The sequence below is a fragment of the Streptosporangium sp. NPDC049644 genome (genome assembly GCF_040675205.1).
GTDB classification, from domain to species: Bacteria; Actinomycetota; Actinomycetes; order Streptosporangiales; family Streptosporangiaceae; genus Streptosporangium; species Streptosporangium fukuiense.
The window spans coordinates 1-15,100 of record NZ_JBFAOJ010000144.1; the positions used below are offsets into that span (position 1 = coordinate 1).

Genomic DNA, 15,100 nt, shown 5'->3' on the forward strand with positions numbered 1-15,100 from the left:
CAACTCCGGTCAGCAGCCAGATCATCCAGGAGATGCCGACCAAGAGCTTCATGCTCGCCCGCGCTGGTCAGGTGCGGATGTCGACCAAGACGCAGCCGACTGGCTCTCGACCAGCCAGAAGTGTGCGATGCCCGCCTCGGCGTACAGCGTCGGCTTGCGGTCGCGGTCGCGCCGCTCGGAGTCCGGCGAGATGACCTCCACGGCCAGCACGACGTCCTCCGCCCGGTAGAAGGTCTGCTCCGGGCTGTGCTCGGCGGAGGCGTGGATGACGCTCACGTCCGGTTCGGGCCGCTGCTGCCTGCCCAGCACGACACTCATCTCCCGGCGCGCGCGAAGATCGGCGGGCGCGGCGTGACGGAGGGCGTCTACCAGCAGATCCACCGCTCGCATGTGAAAAGAAGCCTGAGGACTCACGAAGACCAGGCTTCCATCGATTAACTCTGTGTGTGCGGGCAACTGCGGAATGCGATCGAGATCCTCGGCGGCGAATCCCCCCGGCGGGGGGAACACCCAGTCGGGCAGCGAGGACTCCGTCATCTCGGGGCTCCGTACGTCGACCGTCATGACCTCACAGTAGCAACAGGATTCCATTCTGTGAGGGTGGTTGCGGGTGCCTCATCCCTGGACGGGAGTGACCTCCTCGCGGCGGGCGCGCTCCCTGAGCGCGTGCTCGTCGGTGCGGGCGTCGTAGTCGCGGAACCTCGGCAGCAGCGCGGCCATCGCGGCCACCGCGCCGACGCACAGCAGGCCGCCCGCGCCCAGGGAGAAGCGGGTCCCGCCGAGCTGGGCCATCAGTCCGGCCCTGGCGTTGCCCAGCATCGGGCCGCTGGTGTAGGAGAGCAGCTCGATGCCCGCCAGGCGGCCGCGGAACTCGTCGGGGATGGTCTGGTTCCAGATGGTCGAGCGGAAGACGCCGCTGATCATGTCGGCGGCCCCGGCCACGGCCAGGAAGGCGAAGATGCCCCAAATGTTGGGCATCAGCGCCGCCAGCGCCACCGCCACGCCCCACACGGCCGCCGCGACGATCACGCCGAGGCCGTGGCGGTGCACGTGCCTGGTCCAGCCGGAGGTGACCGAGGCGATCAGCGAGCCGACGGCCGAGGCGGAGAAGAAGAGCCCCAGAGCCTCGGGGACGCCCAGCTCGTCGGCCAGGAACGGGTACAGCGCGGTGGAGAAGGCGAAGATCATCGCGGCGACGTCGACCAGGTAGGTGCCCATCAGGTCGGGGCGGCCCACGGCGTAGCGGACCCCGTCGACCAGTGACCTGATCGAGGCCGCGGGGGCGTTCTCCCGCCGCGGCTGGGCCCGCACCATCTGCAGCAGGACCAGGGAGACCAGGAAGGTCACCACGTTGACGCCGTACGCGACGGCGACGCCGAACCAGGCCGCGATCAGTCCGCTGAGGCCCGGGGCGACGATGGCGCCCAGGTTCCACCGGAAAGCGCTGAGCGCGGCGGCCGCGGTCAGCTGGTCGTGCCTGACCACGCGGGGCAGCAGCGACTCCAGGCTGGGCCGTTGCAGGCTGCCCAGCCCGGCCGAGAGCGCGCCGACCACGTACAGCACCCAGACCTGCGGCTTGGGCGACAGCGCGTTGACGGTCAGGATCAGAACCGTGAGGCAGAGCCCGACCTCGGTGTAAAGGATGACCTTGCGCCGGTCCAGCGCGTCGGCGATCGCCCCGCCCCAGAGCCCGCACACCACCATCGGGACGAACTCGGCCACGCTGACCAGGCCGACCGCCAGGTAGGAGCCGGTCAGCTCCTTCATCTGCAGCGGGACCGCGACCAGGGTCAGGAAGGTGCCGAACATCGTGACGACGCCGGAGCCGAAGAGCAACCGGAAGTCACGGGAGTCGCGGAGTGGGCTGAGGTCCATCGTCAGGTGACGGAGCAGGGTTCTGATGGATCGGTCCGCTTTTTCTGGCACGAACAGGTAGTTTCGGCGGTGACCTGGGCGGGGGGCAACTCATTTTCCGGCAGGCCACCGCCGGGGCGAACGCGGCGGGCGTCAGGAGCCCAGTACCTCCCTGCGCAGGTGGGTTTTGAGGATCTTGCCACCGGGGTTGCGGGGAAGTTCCGTGTCGCGCACCCAGAACCTGACCGGGACCTTGAAGGGGGCGATCCGCTCGCGCAGGAAGGCCCGCAGTTCCTCGGCGGTCGCCGGGGACGACAGCCGCACCACCGCGCCGACCTCCTCGCCCAGCTCGTCATGGGGGATGCCGATCACCGCGGCGTCGTCGACCGCCGGGTGCTCGAACAGGGCGGCCTCGACCTCGGCGCAGTAGACGTTCTCACCGCCGCGGATGACCATGTCCTTGGCCCGGTCCACGATGAACACGAACCCCTCGGAGTCCACCCTGGCCAGGTCGCCGGTGTGCAGCCAGCCGCCGACGAAGGTCTCGGCGGTGGCCTCGGGACGGTTCCAGTAGCCCAGGATCACGTTCGGTCCGCGCAGGCAGAGCTCGCCGACCGCGCCGACCGGCAGCTCGTCGCCGAGCGGATCGGCGATCTTCACCTCGACCACCGCCATCGGCAGGCCGATACTGTCGGGTTTGGCCAGGTAGTCGATGCCGGCGTTGTTGATGGCGAGCGCGGTGGTCTCGGTCATGCCGTACCCGTTGGAGGGGGCGCGGCTGGGCAGCTGCTCGGTGATGCGCTCCAGCAGTTTCGGCGGGGCGGGGGCACCGCCGTACCCGAGGGCGTTGAGGCTGGAGATGTCGTGCTTGTCCAGGTCGGGGTGGGACAGGAGCTGCCACACGTTGGTGGGCACACCGGTGAGCCCCGTGATCTTCTCGCGCTCGATCAGCTCCAGCGCGCGGCCCGCGTCCCACTTGTACATCAGCACCAGGCCGCTCCCGCTGAACATGGTGGTGGTCATCACCGCGAAGCAGCCGGTGACGTGGAAGAGCGGAACGGTGAGCAGGGTGACTCGGCGCTGCCCCGCCGTCTCGCCAGGGTCCCTGCCCGCCCTGGCCGCGCCGCGGTACATGCCGTAGGCGACGGTCATGGGCGACTGCCCGACGTTGCGATGGCTGCCGAGCGCGCCCTTGGGGCGGCCCGTGGTGCCGGAGGTGTAGAAGATCGTCGCCGGATCCTCGGGGGAGAGGTCGACCGGCGGCAGCGTCACGTCCGCCTCCACCTCGCCCATCACGTCCTCGAACGCGCGGGCGCCCTCGGGCACCTCGCCGCGGGTCACGATCAGGGCCGGAGACAGGCCGGTGAGCCTGGCCGCCCGCTCGCCGTCGGCGATCAGCACCTTGGCGCCGGAGTCCGACAGGCCGTACTCCAGTTCCTGCGGGGTCCACCAGGCGTTGAGCGGAACCGCTATCGCCCCGATGGCCAGCGTGGCCGAGAAGGCGATCACCCACTCGGGGTAGTTGCGCATGGCGATGGCGACCCGGTCGCCCTTGGCCACGCCGTACTCGTCCGCCAGGCGCCGCGCGAGCGTGGCCGCCCGCCTGAAGTGCTCCTCGTAGGTGATGTGCTCGTCCTCGTACGTCAGGAAGATCTTGTCGCCGTGAAACCGGCTCGTCTCGAGGAGCGCCCGGAAGTCACGGGGGGCGTGCTTCCAGGTTTTGACGGTCCCGCCGTGGCCGGGGACCTCGTCCATCTCGAAAAGCTGTCCGGGGCCGGTGAGCTGGGCCTGGACCTGGTCATGGGTGACAGTCATACGTTCGCACTCCCGAAGGGTGGAAGGACCGGAGATCGCCACGATACTGACCGGTAGGTATGCGTAACAATGCCGAAACGCGACTGATTGCCTCGTCCCTGAAATGGCGAGCTAAAAAGCATGATTTTTGCGACTTTTTTGCTGCTCTGAGGCACCCTGCGGACCGGTAACCTCCGCGTAACCGGCTTGCATGACAATCCCCGGAGATGCATAATCTCTCTAGCAAGACCATGAGCGAGTGTGTATGAACATGCAGAGAACGGGGGGCCGATGAGAGCGGCGATCGCGGGTGCCAGCGGCTACGCCGGAGGTGAGCTCCTGCGCCTGCTGCTGTCCCACCCCGGCATCGAGATCGGCGCGCTGACCGCGGCCTCAAGCGCCGGCACGGCGCTCGGCGCCCACCAGCCACACCTGACCCCGCTGGCCGGCCGGATCCTGCTGGAGACCACCCCCGAGACCCTCGGCGGCCACGACCTCGTCTTCCTCGCCCTGCCGCACGGCCAGTCGGCCGCCGTCGCAGAGCAGCTCGGTGACGGCACCCTCGTCGTCGACTGCGGCGCCGACTTCCGGCTCACCGACCCGGCCGCCTGGGAGCACTTCTACGGCGGAACCCACGCCGGCACCTGGCCGTACGGGCTGCCCGAGCTGCCGGGCCGGCGCGAGGAACTGCGCGCGGCCTCCAGGATCGCCGTGCCCGGGTGCTACCCGACGGCGGTCACCCTGGCGATGTTCCCCGCCTTCGCCGCCGGCCTCGTCGATCCCGACGTGGTGGTGGTGGCCGCCAGCGGCACCAGCGGAGCGGGCCGTGCCCCCAAGCCGAACCTCCTGGGCAGCGAGGTGATGGGTTCGGCCAGCGCGTACGGCGTCGGCGGCGTCCACCGGCACACCCCGGAGATGGAGCAGAACCTCTCCCCGCTGGCGGGCGGGCCGGTCACCGTCTCCTTCACCCCCGTGCTGGCACCGATGAGCCGCGGCATCCTCGCCACCTGCAGCGCGCCCGCCAGAGCGGGCCTCACCCCGGCGGTCCTGCGCGAGGCATACGAGGTCGCCACCAAGGACGAGCCGTTCCTGCGACTGCTCCCCGAGGGCCAGTGGCCCGCGACCTCGATGACCCTCGGAGCCAACACCGCCGCCCTCCAGGTCGTCCTGGACGAGCGTGCGGGCCGCGTCGTCGCCGTCGTCGCCATCGACAACCTGACCAAGGGAACGGCGGGCGGGGCCATCCAGAGCGCCAACCTCGCCCTCGGCCTGCCGGAAGAGCTAGGCCTTCCTCTCAATGGAGTCGCCCCATGAGCGTGACCGCCCCCCTCGGCTTCCGGGCGGCGGGTGTCGCCGCCGGAATCAAGTCCGGTGCCGCCCGCGACCTGGCACTGATCGTCAACGACGGCCCCTCTCGCGCCGCGGCGGGAGTCTTCACGGCCAACCGGGTGAAGGCCGCGCCCGTCCTGTGGTCCGCGCAGGTGCTGTCCGGGGGCCGGGTCCACGCGGTGGTCCTCAACTCCGGCGGCGCCAACGCCTGCACCGGGCCGCTGGGTTTCCAGGACACCCATGCCACCGCGGAGAAGGTCGCCGAGGCGCTGGGAGACTCGGCCGGCGAGATCGCGGTCTGCTCCACCGGTCTGATCGGTGAGCGCCTGCCGATGGAACCGCTGCTGGCGGGGGTCGATCTCGCGGTCTCCCAGCTCGCCAGGGACGGCGGGCTGGCCGCCGCCGACGCCATCCGCACCACCGACACCGTCTCGAAGATCTCCTTCAGGAAGGGCGCCGGCGGCTACATGGTCGGCGGCATGGCCAAGGGCGCGGGCATGCTCGCCCCGGGCCTCGCCACCATGCTCTCGGTGATCACCACCGACGCCGACCTGCCCGCCGAGCGGCTCGACGAGGTGCTCCGCAAGGTGACCCGGGTCACCTTCGACCGGCTCGACGCCGACGGTTGCATGTCCACCAACGACACGGTGCTGCTGCTGGCCAGCGGCGCCTCCGGTATCACCCCCGACCTCGCCGAGTTCGAGCAGGTCCTCCTCGCGGTCTGCGCCGACCTCGCCCGCCAGCTGCTGCTGGACGCCGAGGGCGCCTCCAAGGCGATCGCCATCGAGGTCGTCGGCGCCGTCTCCGAGGAGGACGCGGTCACCGTCGGCCGTACCGTCTCCCGGTCGAATCTCCTCAAGTGCGCAATCCACGGCGAGGACCCCAACTGGGGCCGGGTGTTGTCGGCCGTCGGCACCACCGACGCCGTCTTCGAGGCCGACCGGCTCAACGTGGCCATCAACGGCATCTGGATCTGCCGGGGCGGCGCCGCGGGCGACGACCGCTCCAAGGTCGACCTCACCCCGCGCGATGTGACGATCACCATCGACCTGTCGGCGGGCCCGCACTCGGCGACGATCCACACCACCGACCTCACCGCCGAGTACGTCCACGAGAACTCGGCGTACTCCTCATGAGGCGGACCGAGGCCCTGGCGAAGGCCACCACGCTGATCGAGGCGCTGCCCTGGCTCGCCAGCTTCCACGGTGCGACCGTCGTCATCAAGTACGGCGGCAACGCGATGACCGAGGAGCACCTGCGCGAGAAGTTCGCCGCCGATGTCGTCTTCCTGCGCTACGCCGGGCTCAGGCCGGTGATCGTGCACGGAGGAGGCCCGCAGATCAACGCCCACCTCGACCTGCTCGGCATCGAGTCCACCTTCACCGCCGGGCTCAGGGTCACCACCCCCGAGGCCATGCGGGTCGTCAGGATGGTCCTCGTCGGCCAGGTCAACCGCGACGTGGTCGGCCTGATCAACAGGCACGGGCCGTTCGCCATCGGCATGTCCGGTGAGGACGCCCATCTGTTCACCGCCGTGCGCAAGCACGCCGTCGTCGACGGCGCCAGCGTCGACATCGGCCAGGTCGGCGACATCGTCAACGTCGAGGCCGGAGCCGTGCGGGCGCTGCTGGAGGACGGGCGGATCCCGGTGATCTCCTCGGTCGCGCGCAGCGAGGACGGCACCGTCTACAACGTCAACGCCGACACCGCCGCCGCCGCGCTCGCCGTGGCGCTCCAGGCGTCCAAGCTGATCGTCCTGACCGATGTCGAGGGCCTGTACCGTGACTGGAACCCCGGCGCCGTCGACAACGAGGTCATCGACGAGCTCTCCGCCACCGAGCTGGAGAAGCTCCTGCCGACACTGTCCAGCGGCATGATCCCCAAGATGGAGGCGTGCCTGACCGCCGTCCAGGGGGGCGTGCCGCAGGCCCACGTACTCGACGGCAGGGTGCCCCACTCGGTACTGCTGGAGATCTTCACGGACAAGGGCATCGGAACCATGGTGCTGCCGGACGCCCCTGCGGCGACGGTCACCGCCCAGCTGAAGGGGAACGACACGTGAGCCCGCAGGAAAGTCCCGCCACGGAGGCGCTCACCACGCGCTTCGAGGCCGCCTTCATGGCCAACTACGGGGTGCCCCCGGTGGCACTGGCCCGAGGCGAGGGCACGAGGGTCTGGGACGTCGACGACCGCGAGTATCTCGACATGATCGGCGGCATCGCGGTCAGCTCGCTCGGCCACGCCCACCCGGCGCTGGTGGAGGCCGTCTCCAGGCAGGTCGCCACCCTCGCCCATACCAGCAACCTCTTCCTGCACGAGCCCGAGGTGCGGCTCGCCGAGCGCCTGCTCGGCCTGCTCGGCGCCCCCGCCAAGGTGTTCTTCACCAACTCCGGCACCGAGGCCAACGAGGCCGCGCTGAAGCTCGCCATCAAGTACGGCAAGTCGAACGGCCGCCCCTACTTCGTGGCCGCCGAGAACGCCTTCCACGGCCGGACCCTCGGCGCGCTCGCCCTGACCGGAAAACCCTCCATCCGTGACCAGTTCGGGCCGTTCCCGATCGACGTGCGCTTCGTGCCGTACGGTGACGCCGACGCGCTCAAGAGCGCGGTGACCGGCGAGTGCGCCGCGGTCTTCCTCGAACCCACCCAGGGAGAGGCGGGGGTCGTGCCCCCGCCCGAGGGCTACTTCACGGCGGCCAGGGAGATCTGCGACGCCGCAGGCGCGCTGCTGGTCGCGGACGAGATCCAGTCGGCGATCGGCCGCACCGGGCACTGGTTCGCCCACCAGCACGAAGGCATCCTGCCCGACGTGCTCACCTTGGCCAAGGGCCTTGGCGGAGGCATGCCGATCGGCGCCTGCGTCGGCTTCGGCGCGGCGGCCACGGTTTTCGCCCAGGGCGACCACGGGTCCACCTTCGGCGGCAACCCCGTCTCGACCGCCGCGGCGCTCGCCGTGCTCGACACGATCGACGCCGACGGTCTGCTGGAGCACGTGCGTACCGTCGGGGCCGAACTCGCCGACGGCATCGCCGCGGTCGACCACCCGTTGCTCGCCGGTGTCCGGGGCAGGGGCCTGTGGCTGGCCATCCTGCTGACCGGCGACCGCTCCGCCCACTTCCAGACCGCCGCGCGGCGAGCCGGTTTCCTGGTCAACGCCCTCCAGCCCCACGCGGTGCGGCTCGCACCCCCACTGGTGATCACTTCCGCTCAGGTCGCCACCTTCGTGGCCGCGCTCCCAGCCATCCTCGACGAGGCCGCCGATGCCCAGTAACCTCTCCGCGCAGGCGCCCGTCAGGCACTTCCTGAAGGACGACGACCTCTCGCCCGCCGAGCAGGCCCAAGTGCTCGATCTGGCCGAGGCCATGAAGAAGGACCGTTACGGCTACCGTCCCTTCGAGGGCCCGCAGACCGTCGCCGTCCTCTTCGACAAGCCGTCCACCCGCACCCGGGTCTCCTTCGCCGTCGGCATCGGCGAGCTGGGCGGCCTCCCCCTGGTCGTCGACGCAGGCTCCTCCCAGATGGGCCGGGGCGAGTCGATCGAGGACACCGCCCGGGTCCTGGGGCGTCAGGTGAGCGCCATCGTGTGGCGCACCTCGGGCCAGGACAGGATCGAGGCCATGGCCTCGACCTCCTCGGTGCCGGTGGTCAACGCCCTCACCGACGAGTTCCACCCCTGCCAGATCCTCGCGGACCTGCAGACCGTCAGGGAGCACTTCGGCAGGACCGCCGGACTCACCCTGGCCTACCTCGGGGACGGCGCCAACAACATGGCCCACTCCTACCTGCTCGGCGGCGCCGTCGCCGGCATGCACGTGCGGGTCGCCGCCCCCGCCGGGTACCTGCCGGACCCGAAGATCCTCCAGCGGGCCGTCAAGGTCGCCGAGGAGACCGGCGGGTCGGTCACCGTGCTCGCCGACCCGGCCGAGGCAGCCGCGGGCGCGGATGTCCTCGCCACCGACACCTGGGTCTCCATGGGTCAGGACGGCAAGGAGCAACGGGTCGCCGACCTCATGCCCTACCAGGTCAACGCCACGCTGGTGGACCGGGCGGCGCCCGGCGCCATCGTCCTGCACTGCCTGCCCGCCTACCGCGAGCTGGAGATCTCCGCCGAGGTCCTCGACGGCCCGCGGAGCCTGGTGTGGGACCAGGCCGAGAACCGGCTGCACGCCCAGAAGGCCCTGTTGCACTGGCTGATCTCGGCGAGCGGTCCGGACGCGCCGGGGGGCGGGGTGGTCGCGTGACGATCCCGATGACCAAGGTCGCCCGTCAGGCCAGGATCGCCGACCTGCTGCAGCGGCAGCCCGTCAGATCCCAGCCGGAGCTGGCCAAGCTCCTGCTGGAGAGCGGGGTCGAGGTCACCCAGGCCACCCTCTCCAGGGACCTGGACGAGCTCGGTGCGCTCAAGCTGCGCGCCGAGGACGGCTCCCTGGTCTACGCCCTGCCCGGTGAGGGAGGCGGCCGGATAAGGCTGGCCAGGCTCGGCACCGGCGAATCCCCGGCCGCCCGGCTCAGCAGGCTCGCAGAGGAACTCCTCGTCTCGGCCGAGGCCTCCGCCAACCTGGTCATCGTCCGCACGCCACCGGGCGCCGCACAGTTCCTCGCCTCCGCCATCGACCACGCCGACTGGGAGTCCATCCTCGGCACGGTCGCCGGAGACGACACGATTCTCGTCATCAGCCGTGACCCGGTGGGCGGGGCAGCGGTCGCCGAGGGGTTGCTCAGGCACGCAGACCGACGTGTTCAGCCCGCTCAGGCGGGCGACCCTGGCACCATCTGAGACCTGTGACGAATGAATGACTTGGAGTGATCAATTATGACTGACCGGGTCGTGCTCGCCTTCTCCGGCGGCCTCGACACCTCCGTGGCCATCCCCTTCCTCGCCGAGAAGACCGGCGCCGAGGTGATCGCGGTCGCCGTCGACGTCGGCCAGGGCGGCGAGGACATGGAGATCATCCGCAAGCGGGCCATCGACTGCGGTGCCGTGGAGTCCGTCGTCGTGGACGCCCGCGAGGAGTTCGCCACCGACTTCTGCGTGCCCGCCCTGCAGGCCAACGCCCTCTACATGGATCGCTACCCGCTGGTCTCCGCCCTGTCGCGGCCACTGATCGTCAAGCACCTGGCCGCCGCGGCCAAGGAGTTCGGCGGCACCCACGTCTCGCACGGCTGCACCGGCAAGGGCAACGACCAGGTCCGGTTCGAGGCCGGCCTGGCCGCGCTCTTCCCCGAGCTCAAGGTCATCGCTCCGGCCCGCGACTACGCGTGGACCCGGGACAAGGCGATCGCCTACGCCGAGGAGAAGAGCCTGCCGATCGAGACCACCAAGAAGAACCCCTACTCGATCGACCAGAACATCTGGGGCCGGGCCGTCGAGACGGGCTTCCTCGAGGACATCTGGAACGGCCCCGTCGAGGACGTCTACTCCTACACCGCCGACCCCGCCCAGCCGCGCGAGGCGGACGAGGTCATCATCAGCTTCGTCAAGGGCGTCCCGGTGGCGCTGGACGGGCGGCACCTGACCCCGTTCCAGATCATCGCCGAGCTGAACCGGCGCGCGGGCGCCCAGGGCGTCGGCCGTCTCGACATGGTCGAGGACCGGCTCGTCGGCATCAAGTCCCGTGAGGTCTACGAGGCGCCGGGCGCCATCGCTCTGATCACAGCGCACATGGAGCTGGAGAACGTCACGGTCGAGCGTGACCTGGCCAGGTTCAAGCGGTCGGTGGACCAGCGCTGGGGCGAGCTCGTCTACGACGGCCTCTGGTTCTCCCCCCTCAAGAAGGCCCTGGACGTCTTCATCGCCGAGGCCCAGGAGCACGTCACCGGCGAGATCCGGATGACCCTGCACGGCGGCCGGGCCACGGTCACCGGCCGGCGCTCGGAGGCGTCGTTGTACGATTTCAACCTCGCCACCTACGACACCGGCGACACCTTCGACCAGTCCCTCGCCAAGGGCTTCGTCGAGCTGTGGAGCCTTCCCTCCAAGATTGCCTCGGCCCGGGACGCCCGGCTGGGCTGAGTGGGCTAAGGTCGCGGATTGAATGGGGAGGGAGAACAACGGTGACTGATGGTGGCAAGCCGATGCGGCTGTGGGGCGGCCGGTTCGAAGGAGGTCCGGCCGACGCGCTGACCAGGCTCTCTGTGAGCGTGCACTTCGACTGGCGGCTGGTGCCGTACGATCTGCTGGCCTCGCGCGCGCACGCCCGGGTGCTGCACCGCGCGAACCTGCTGACCGACGACGAACTGGCACGCATGCTCGGTGCCCTGGACGACCTGGAGCGAGCCTGCAAGGAGGGTGAGTTCCGACCGACCGTCGCCGACGAGGACGTCCACACCGCGCTGGAGCGCGGCCTGCTGGAACGCCTCGGCACGCTCGGCGGCAAGCTCAGAGCAGGTCGCAGCCGCAACGACCAGGTTGCCACTGATCTGCGGCTCTACCTCCGCGATCACGTCAGGCACATCGTGTCCCGGCTGGTGGAGCTGGAGACCGCGCTGATGAGCCAGGCCGAGGAGCACGCCGAGACGGCGGCCCCCGGCATGACCCACCTGCAGCACGCCCAGCCGGTCTCATTCGGCCACCAGCTCCTGGCGCACGTACACGCCTTCGCTCGCGACATCGAGCGGCTGCGCGACTGGGACCGGCGCGCGGCCGTCTCCCCGCTCGGCTCCGGGGCGCTGGCCGGGTCCTCCCTGCCGCTCGACCCGCAGGCCGTGGCCAGGGAACTGGGCTTCGACTCCGCAGCGCCCAACTCGATGGACGCGGTCGCCGACCGCGACTTCGCCGCCGAGTTCCTGTTCGACGCGGCGATGATCGGCGTGCATCTGTCCCGGCTGGGCGAGGAGATCGTCCTGTGGGCCTCGCAGGAGTTCCGCTGGATCGAGATGGACGACGCCTACTCCACCGGCTCGTCGATCATGCCGCAGAAGAAGAACCCCGACGTGGCCGAGCTCGCCCGGGGCAAGAGCGGTCGCCTCATCGGCAACCTGATGTCGCTGCTGACCACCCTCAAGGGCCTGCCGCTGACCTACAACCGGGACCTGCAGGAGGACAAGGAGCCGGTGTTCGACTCCGTCGACAGCCTGCTGCTCGTCCTTCCCGCCATGGCCGGGCTCGTCGCGACCATGCGCGTCAACACCGCCAAGCTGGAGGCCTCGGCCCCCGACGGGTTCGCGCTGGCCACCGACCTGGCCGAGCTGCTGGTCCGCAGGGGCGTCGCCTTCCGAGAGGCCCACGAGGCGGTCGGGCACCTGGTCGTCTGGTGCCAGGTCAACGACAAGGATTTCGGCGAGCTCACCGACGACGAACTGGCAAAGGTCTCGCCGCACTTCACGCCTGACTCCCGCGAGGTCCTCTCGGTGCCGGGCGCGCTGGCCGCCCGCAAGGCGCACGGCGGTACGGCGCCGGACCGGGTCCGCGACCAGCTCGTCGCGCTCCGCGAGGTCGTCGACGCCCAGGCGGCCTGGGCGATCGGGAACTGATGCCCGCCGAAGAGCACGACGGGCACTTGCTCGCCGCGCCCGCGCCGCTGGCGCGCGACTTCTTCGACCGGCCCGCCCACGAGATCGCTCCGGATCTGCTGGGGCGAGTGCTCGTGCACGGGCCGGTCGCGCTGCGTCTCACCGAGGTCGAGGCGTACGGCGTGCCGGGTGAGGACCCCGCGTCGCACACCTACCGGGGCCGGACGCCGCGCAACGCGGTGATGTTCGGCCCGCCGGGCCACCTGTACGTCTATTTCACCTACGGCATGCATTTTTGCGTCAATCTCACCTGCCTTCCCGAGGGGACAGGGTCCGGGATACTGCTCAGGGCCGGAGAGGTGATCTCCGGTGCCGGGACCGCCATGGCCCGCCGGAGAGCGGGAAGCGCCCGTGCCGTCCGGGAAGTCGATCTGGCCAGGGGGCCGGCACGTCTGGCCGTGGCGCTCGGCTTCACCCTGGAGCACAACGGACTCGATGTCTGCGTCCCGGGGTCGCTCTCCGTGACCGAGGGCGACCCCGTCGTGGCCGCGTCCGTCCGGTCGGGGCCACGCACCGGGGTCTCGTCGGGGAAGGAGACGCCCTGGCGTTTCTGGATCGAGGGCGACCCCACCGTCTCGCCCCATCGCCCGCACGTGCCGCGCCGCCGGTAGGCCACCCTGCGCTCCTCCTGGCTTCCCCGCTGGTCCACTCGCGCTTTCGAGTGGCGCGACGGTGCCGCGATCGGGCAGGGTGTACGAGAGCGCTAAATGTCCCTTCGAGCATTGGAAAGCAAGGATCGTGACCGACATTCTGGATGACCTCGCCTGGCGCGGCCTGATCGCGCAGTCCACCGACATCGATGCCCTGCGCGGGGCGATGGCCGAGGGTCCGATCACGGTCTATTGCGGCTTCGACCCGACCGCACCCTCGCTGCACGTCGGCAACCTGGTCCCGTTGCTGACCCTCACCCGCCTGCAGCGGGCGGGTCACCGGGTCGTCGGCCTGGTGGGCGGCGCGACCGGCCTGATCGGCGACCCCAGCGGTCGGAGCACTGAGCGTTCGCTGAACTCGTCCGAGGTCGTGGCCGAATGGGTGGCGCGGATCCGGGTCCAGCTGGAGAAGTTCCTCGACTTCTCGGAGGAGACGGGCGGGATCCTCGTCAGCAACCTCGACTGGACCGAGGGCATGTCGGCGATCGACTTCCTGCGTGACGTCGGCAAGCACTTCCCGGTCAACCGGATGCTCGCCCGCGAGTCGGTCTCCGCCAGGTTGGGGGGAGAGGGGCTCAGCTACACCGAGTTCAGCTACCAGATCCTGCAGGCCAACGACTACCTGGAGCTGAACCGGCGCTACGGCTGCACGCTCCAGATCGGCGGCAGCGACCAGTGGGGCAACATCACCGCGGGCACCGACCTCATCCGCCGGGTGACGGGCGGACATGTACACGCCCTCACCGTGCCGTTGATCACCAAGGCGGATGGGACCAAGTTCGGCAAGACCGCCGGCGGCGCGGTCTGGCTCAACCCTGAGATGACCTCGCCGTACGCCTTCTACCAGTTCTGGCTGAACTCGGATGACAGGGACGTGGTGAAGTTCCTCAAGATCTACAGCTTCAGGTCCCGTGAGGAGATCGAGGAACTGGAGAAGGCCGCCGCCGCGCGGCCCGCCGCGCGCGAGGCCCAGCGGGCGCTCGCGGAGGAGTTCACCACGCTGCTGCACGGTGCCGACGAGTGCGCCGCGGTGATCGCCGCCTCGGCGGCCCTGTTCGGTCAGGGTTCCCTGGAGGAGCTGCCCGCGCGCACGCTCGGAGAGGCTCTCGCCGAGGTGCCGCGCGCCGAGGTTCCCGCGCTGGGAGCGTCCTTTGTCGACCTGCTCGCCGAGAGCGGCCTGGTCAAGTCGAAGTCCGAGGCGCGTCGCACCGTCAAGGAGGGCGGCGCCTACCTCAACAACACCAAGGTCACCGATGAGGCGTATGTGCCGTCGGCCGATGATCTGCTCCACGGACGCTTCCTGGTGCTGCGCCGAGGCAAGCGTTCGGTCGGTGGAGTCGAGATCGTCGAGGCCTGACCCCTCCCGCGCCGCCGACCTGCTCTCCCGCCAGGTAAAGGCGATGATTACGAGGGATGGGCGCCCCGGCTTAGGCCGGGGCGTTCTCTGCCCCGACGCGTAACATTCCGGTAGCGAACCTCCCTCGGTTCTCTAAGCAACCCCTCTGACCTGCGGTTTTGCCAAGCATGGCTGATTTGACGATGTTCCGGGAGGGGCATAATCTTTTTAATGCCCCGGGAGCGAGCCGGACGCCTGAGTCGGCGGACGGGCCCCAGGGACACTCCACTGAACGAACTTGAGAGTTCGGACTCCGCGTAGATCACCGGAAAACCGGTTGATTCGCCGTGGCCCGGATGACACGGTAGGTTCAGGGAGCTGCTCCGGAAGCGGGGCAAAGAGAATCCTAGTGAGTCTGCAGGGTTTGTGACAAATGGCTGAGAGCTAGCAATTTGACACAGTCTTGACAAGCGGTAGGATTTAAGTATGAAGCAGAGCGCCCCTGGCTCTCCGATCAAGTGTTGATCGGGACGACGGTGTACGCGTCCGTTTCTTGAGAACTCAACAGTGTGTTAAAAGCCAGTGCATGAAGCACAACCCTGTCCAACCCGCCTCATTTACGGGGT

General features: G+C 69.7%; 13 protein-coding genes. 10 read left to right on the top strand and 3 right to left on the bottom strand.

What is annotated here, in order from left to right:
* Positions 1 to 48: 48 nt before the first annotated feature.
* From AB0J58_RS41510 to AB0J58_RS41520, 3 genes are all read right to left on the bottom strand, one after another.
* Entirely contained in the window at positions 49 to 591 is a 543-nt protein-coding gene (locus tag AB0J58_RS41510; protein ID WP_364226596.1) for a Uma2 family endonuclease, read from the bottom strand.
* Between the two features lie 24 nt (positions 592 to 615).
* On the bottom strand, positions 616 to 1,926 hold the full coding sequence (locus AB0J58_RS41515; protein WP_364226599.1) for an MFS transporter: 1,311 nt from the start codon (positions 1,924 to 1,926) through the stop codon (positions 616 to 618).
* An 81-nt stretch (positions 1,927 to 2,007) separates the two neighbouring features.
* Positions 2,008 to 3,669: a class I adenylate-forming enzyme family protein gene (locus AB0J58_RS41520; protein ID WP_364226602.1), complete on the bottom strand. Its 1,662-nt coding sequence runs from the start codon at positions 3,667 to 3,669 to the stop codon at positions 2,008 to 2,010.
* A gap of 270 nt (positions 3,670 to 3,939) precedes the next feature.
* Between AB0J58_RS41520 and argC the strand changes: the two genes are divergently transcribed.
* The 10 genes from argC to tyrS all read left to right on the top strand — a co-directional run bounded on the left by argC (position 3,940) and on the right by tyrS (position 14,495).
* Positions 3,940 to 4,962 (top strand): N-acetyl-gamma-glutamyl-phosphate reductase, encoded by a 1,023-nt coding sequence (argC, locus tag AB0J58_RS41525; protein ID WP_364226605.1) that lies wholly within the window; start codon positions 3,940 to 3,942, stop codon positions 4,960 to 4,962.
* Positions 4,959 to 6,113 (top strand): bifunctional glutamate N-acetyltransferase/amino-acid acetyltransferase ArgJ, encoded by a 1,155-nt coding sequence (gene argJ / locus AB0J58_RS41530; protein WP_364157376.1) that lies wholly within the window; start codon positions 4,959 to 4,961, stop codon positions 6,111 to 6,113. The genes argC and argJ overlap by 4 nt, the downstream gene beginning before the upstream one ends.
* Positions 6,110 to 7,039, top strand: coding sequence for an acetylglutamate kinase (gene argB / locus AB0J58_RS41535; RefSeq protein ID WP_364226608.1), 930 nt, complete (start codon positions 6,110 to 6,112; stop codon positions 7,037 to 7,039). Before argJ ends, argB begins: the two co-directional genes overlap by 4 nt.
* 56 nt (positions 7,040 to 7,095) lie before the next feature.
* Positions 7,096 to 8,247: an acetylornithine transaminase gene (locus AB0J58_RS41540; RefSeq protein WP_364226618.1), complete on the top strand. Its 1,152-nt coding sequence runs from the start codon at positions 7,096 to 7,098 to the stop codon at positions 8,245 to 8,247.
* Complete coding sequence (argF, locus tag AB0J58_RS41545) at positions 8,237 to 9,217, top strand: ornithine carbamoyltransferase (RefSeq protein WP_364226610.1); 981 nt, start codon at positions 8,237 to 8,239, stop codon at positions 9,215 to 9,217. Before AB0J58_RS41540 ends, argF begins: the two co-directional genes overlap by 11 nt.
* 8 nt (positions 9,218 to 9,225) lie before the next feature.
* Complete coding sequence (locus AB0J58_RS41550) at positions 9,226 to 9,753, top strand: arginine repressor (RefSeq protein ID WP_343966430.1); 528 nt, start codon at positions 9,226 to 9,228, stop codon at positions 9,751 to 9,753.
* Positions 9,754 to 9,789: 36 nt separating this feature from the next.
* Entirely contained in the window at positions 9,790 to 10,989 is a 1,200-nt protein-coding gene (locus AB0J58_RS41555; protein ID WP_343966342.1) for an argininosuccinate synthase, read from the top strand.
* A gap of 41 nt (positions 10,990 to 11,030) precedes the next feature.
* Positions 11,031 to 12,449 (top strand): argininosuccinate lyase, encoded by a 1,419-nt coding sequence (gene argH / locus AB0J58_RS41560; RefSeq protein WP_343966340.1) that lies wholly within the window; start codon positions 11,031 to 11,033, stop codon positions 12,447 to 12,449.
* On the top strand, positions 12,449 to 13,099 hold the full coding sequence (locus AB0J58_RS41565; RefSeq protein ID WP_364226613.1) for a DNA-3-methyladenine glycosylase: 651 nt from the start codon (positions 12,449 to 12,451) through the stop codon (positions 13,097 to 13,099). The genes argH and AB0J58_RS41565 overlap by 1 nt, the downstream gene beginning before the upstream one ends.
* A 127-nt stretch (positions 13,100 to 13,226) precedes the next feature.
* Complete coding sequence (gene tyrS, locus AB0J58_RS41570; protein ID WP_364226615.1) at positions 13,227 to 14,495, top strand: tyrosine--tRNA ligase; 1,269 nt, start codon at positions 13,227 to 13,229, stop codon at positions 14,493 to 14,495.
* Positions 14,496 to 15,100 lie beyond the last annotated feature (605 nt).

Bases quoted from the DNA above. Each gene is read 5' to 3' on its own strand.
- AB0J58_RS41510 (WP_364226596.1), bottom strand. From the start codon at position 591: ATGGAATCCTGTTGCTACTGTGAGGTCATGACGGTCGACGTACGGAGC.
- AB0J58_RS41520 (WP_364226602.1), bottom strand. From the start codon at position 3,669: ATGACTGTCACCCATGACCAGGTCCAGGCCCAGCTCACCGGCCCCGGA.
- argC (WP_364226605.1), top strand. From the start codon at position 3,940: ATGAGAGCGGCGATCGCGGGTGCCAGCGGCTACGCCGGAGGTGAGCTC.
- argJ (WP_364157376.1), top strand. From the start codon at position 4,959: ATGAGCGTGACCGCCCCCCTCGGCTTCCGGGCGGCGGGTGTCGCCGCC.
- argB (WP_364226608.1), top strand. From the start codon at position 6,110: ATGAGGCGGACCGAGGCCCTGGCGAAGGCCACCACGCTGATCGAGGCG.
- AB0J58_RS41540 (WP_364226618.1), top strand. From the start codon at position 7,096: ATGGCCAACTACGGGGTGCCCCCGGTGGCACTGGCCCGAGGCGAGGGC.
- argF (WP_364226610.1), top strand. From the start codon at position 8,237: ATGCCCAGTAACCTCTCCGCGCAGGCGCCCGTCAGGCACTTCCTGAAG.
- AB0J58_RS41550 (WP_343966430.1), top strand. From the start codon at position 9,226: ATGACCAAGGTCGCCCGTCAGGCCAGGATCGCCGACCTGCTGCAGCGG.
- AB0J58_RS41555 (WP_343966342.1), top strand. From the start codon at position 9,790: ATGACTGACCGGGTCGTGCTCGCCTTCTCCGGCGGCCTCGACACCTCC.
- AB0J58_RS41565 (WP_364226613.1), top strand. From the start codon at position 12,449: ATGCCCGCCGAAGAGCACGACGGGCACTTGCTCGCCGCGCCCGCGCCG.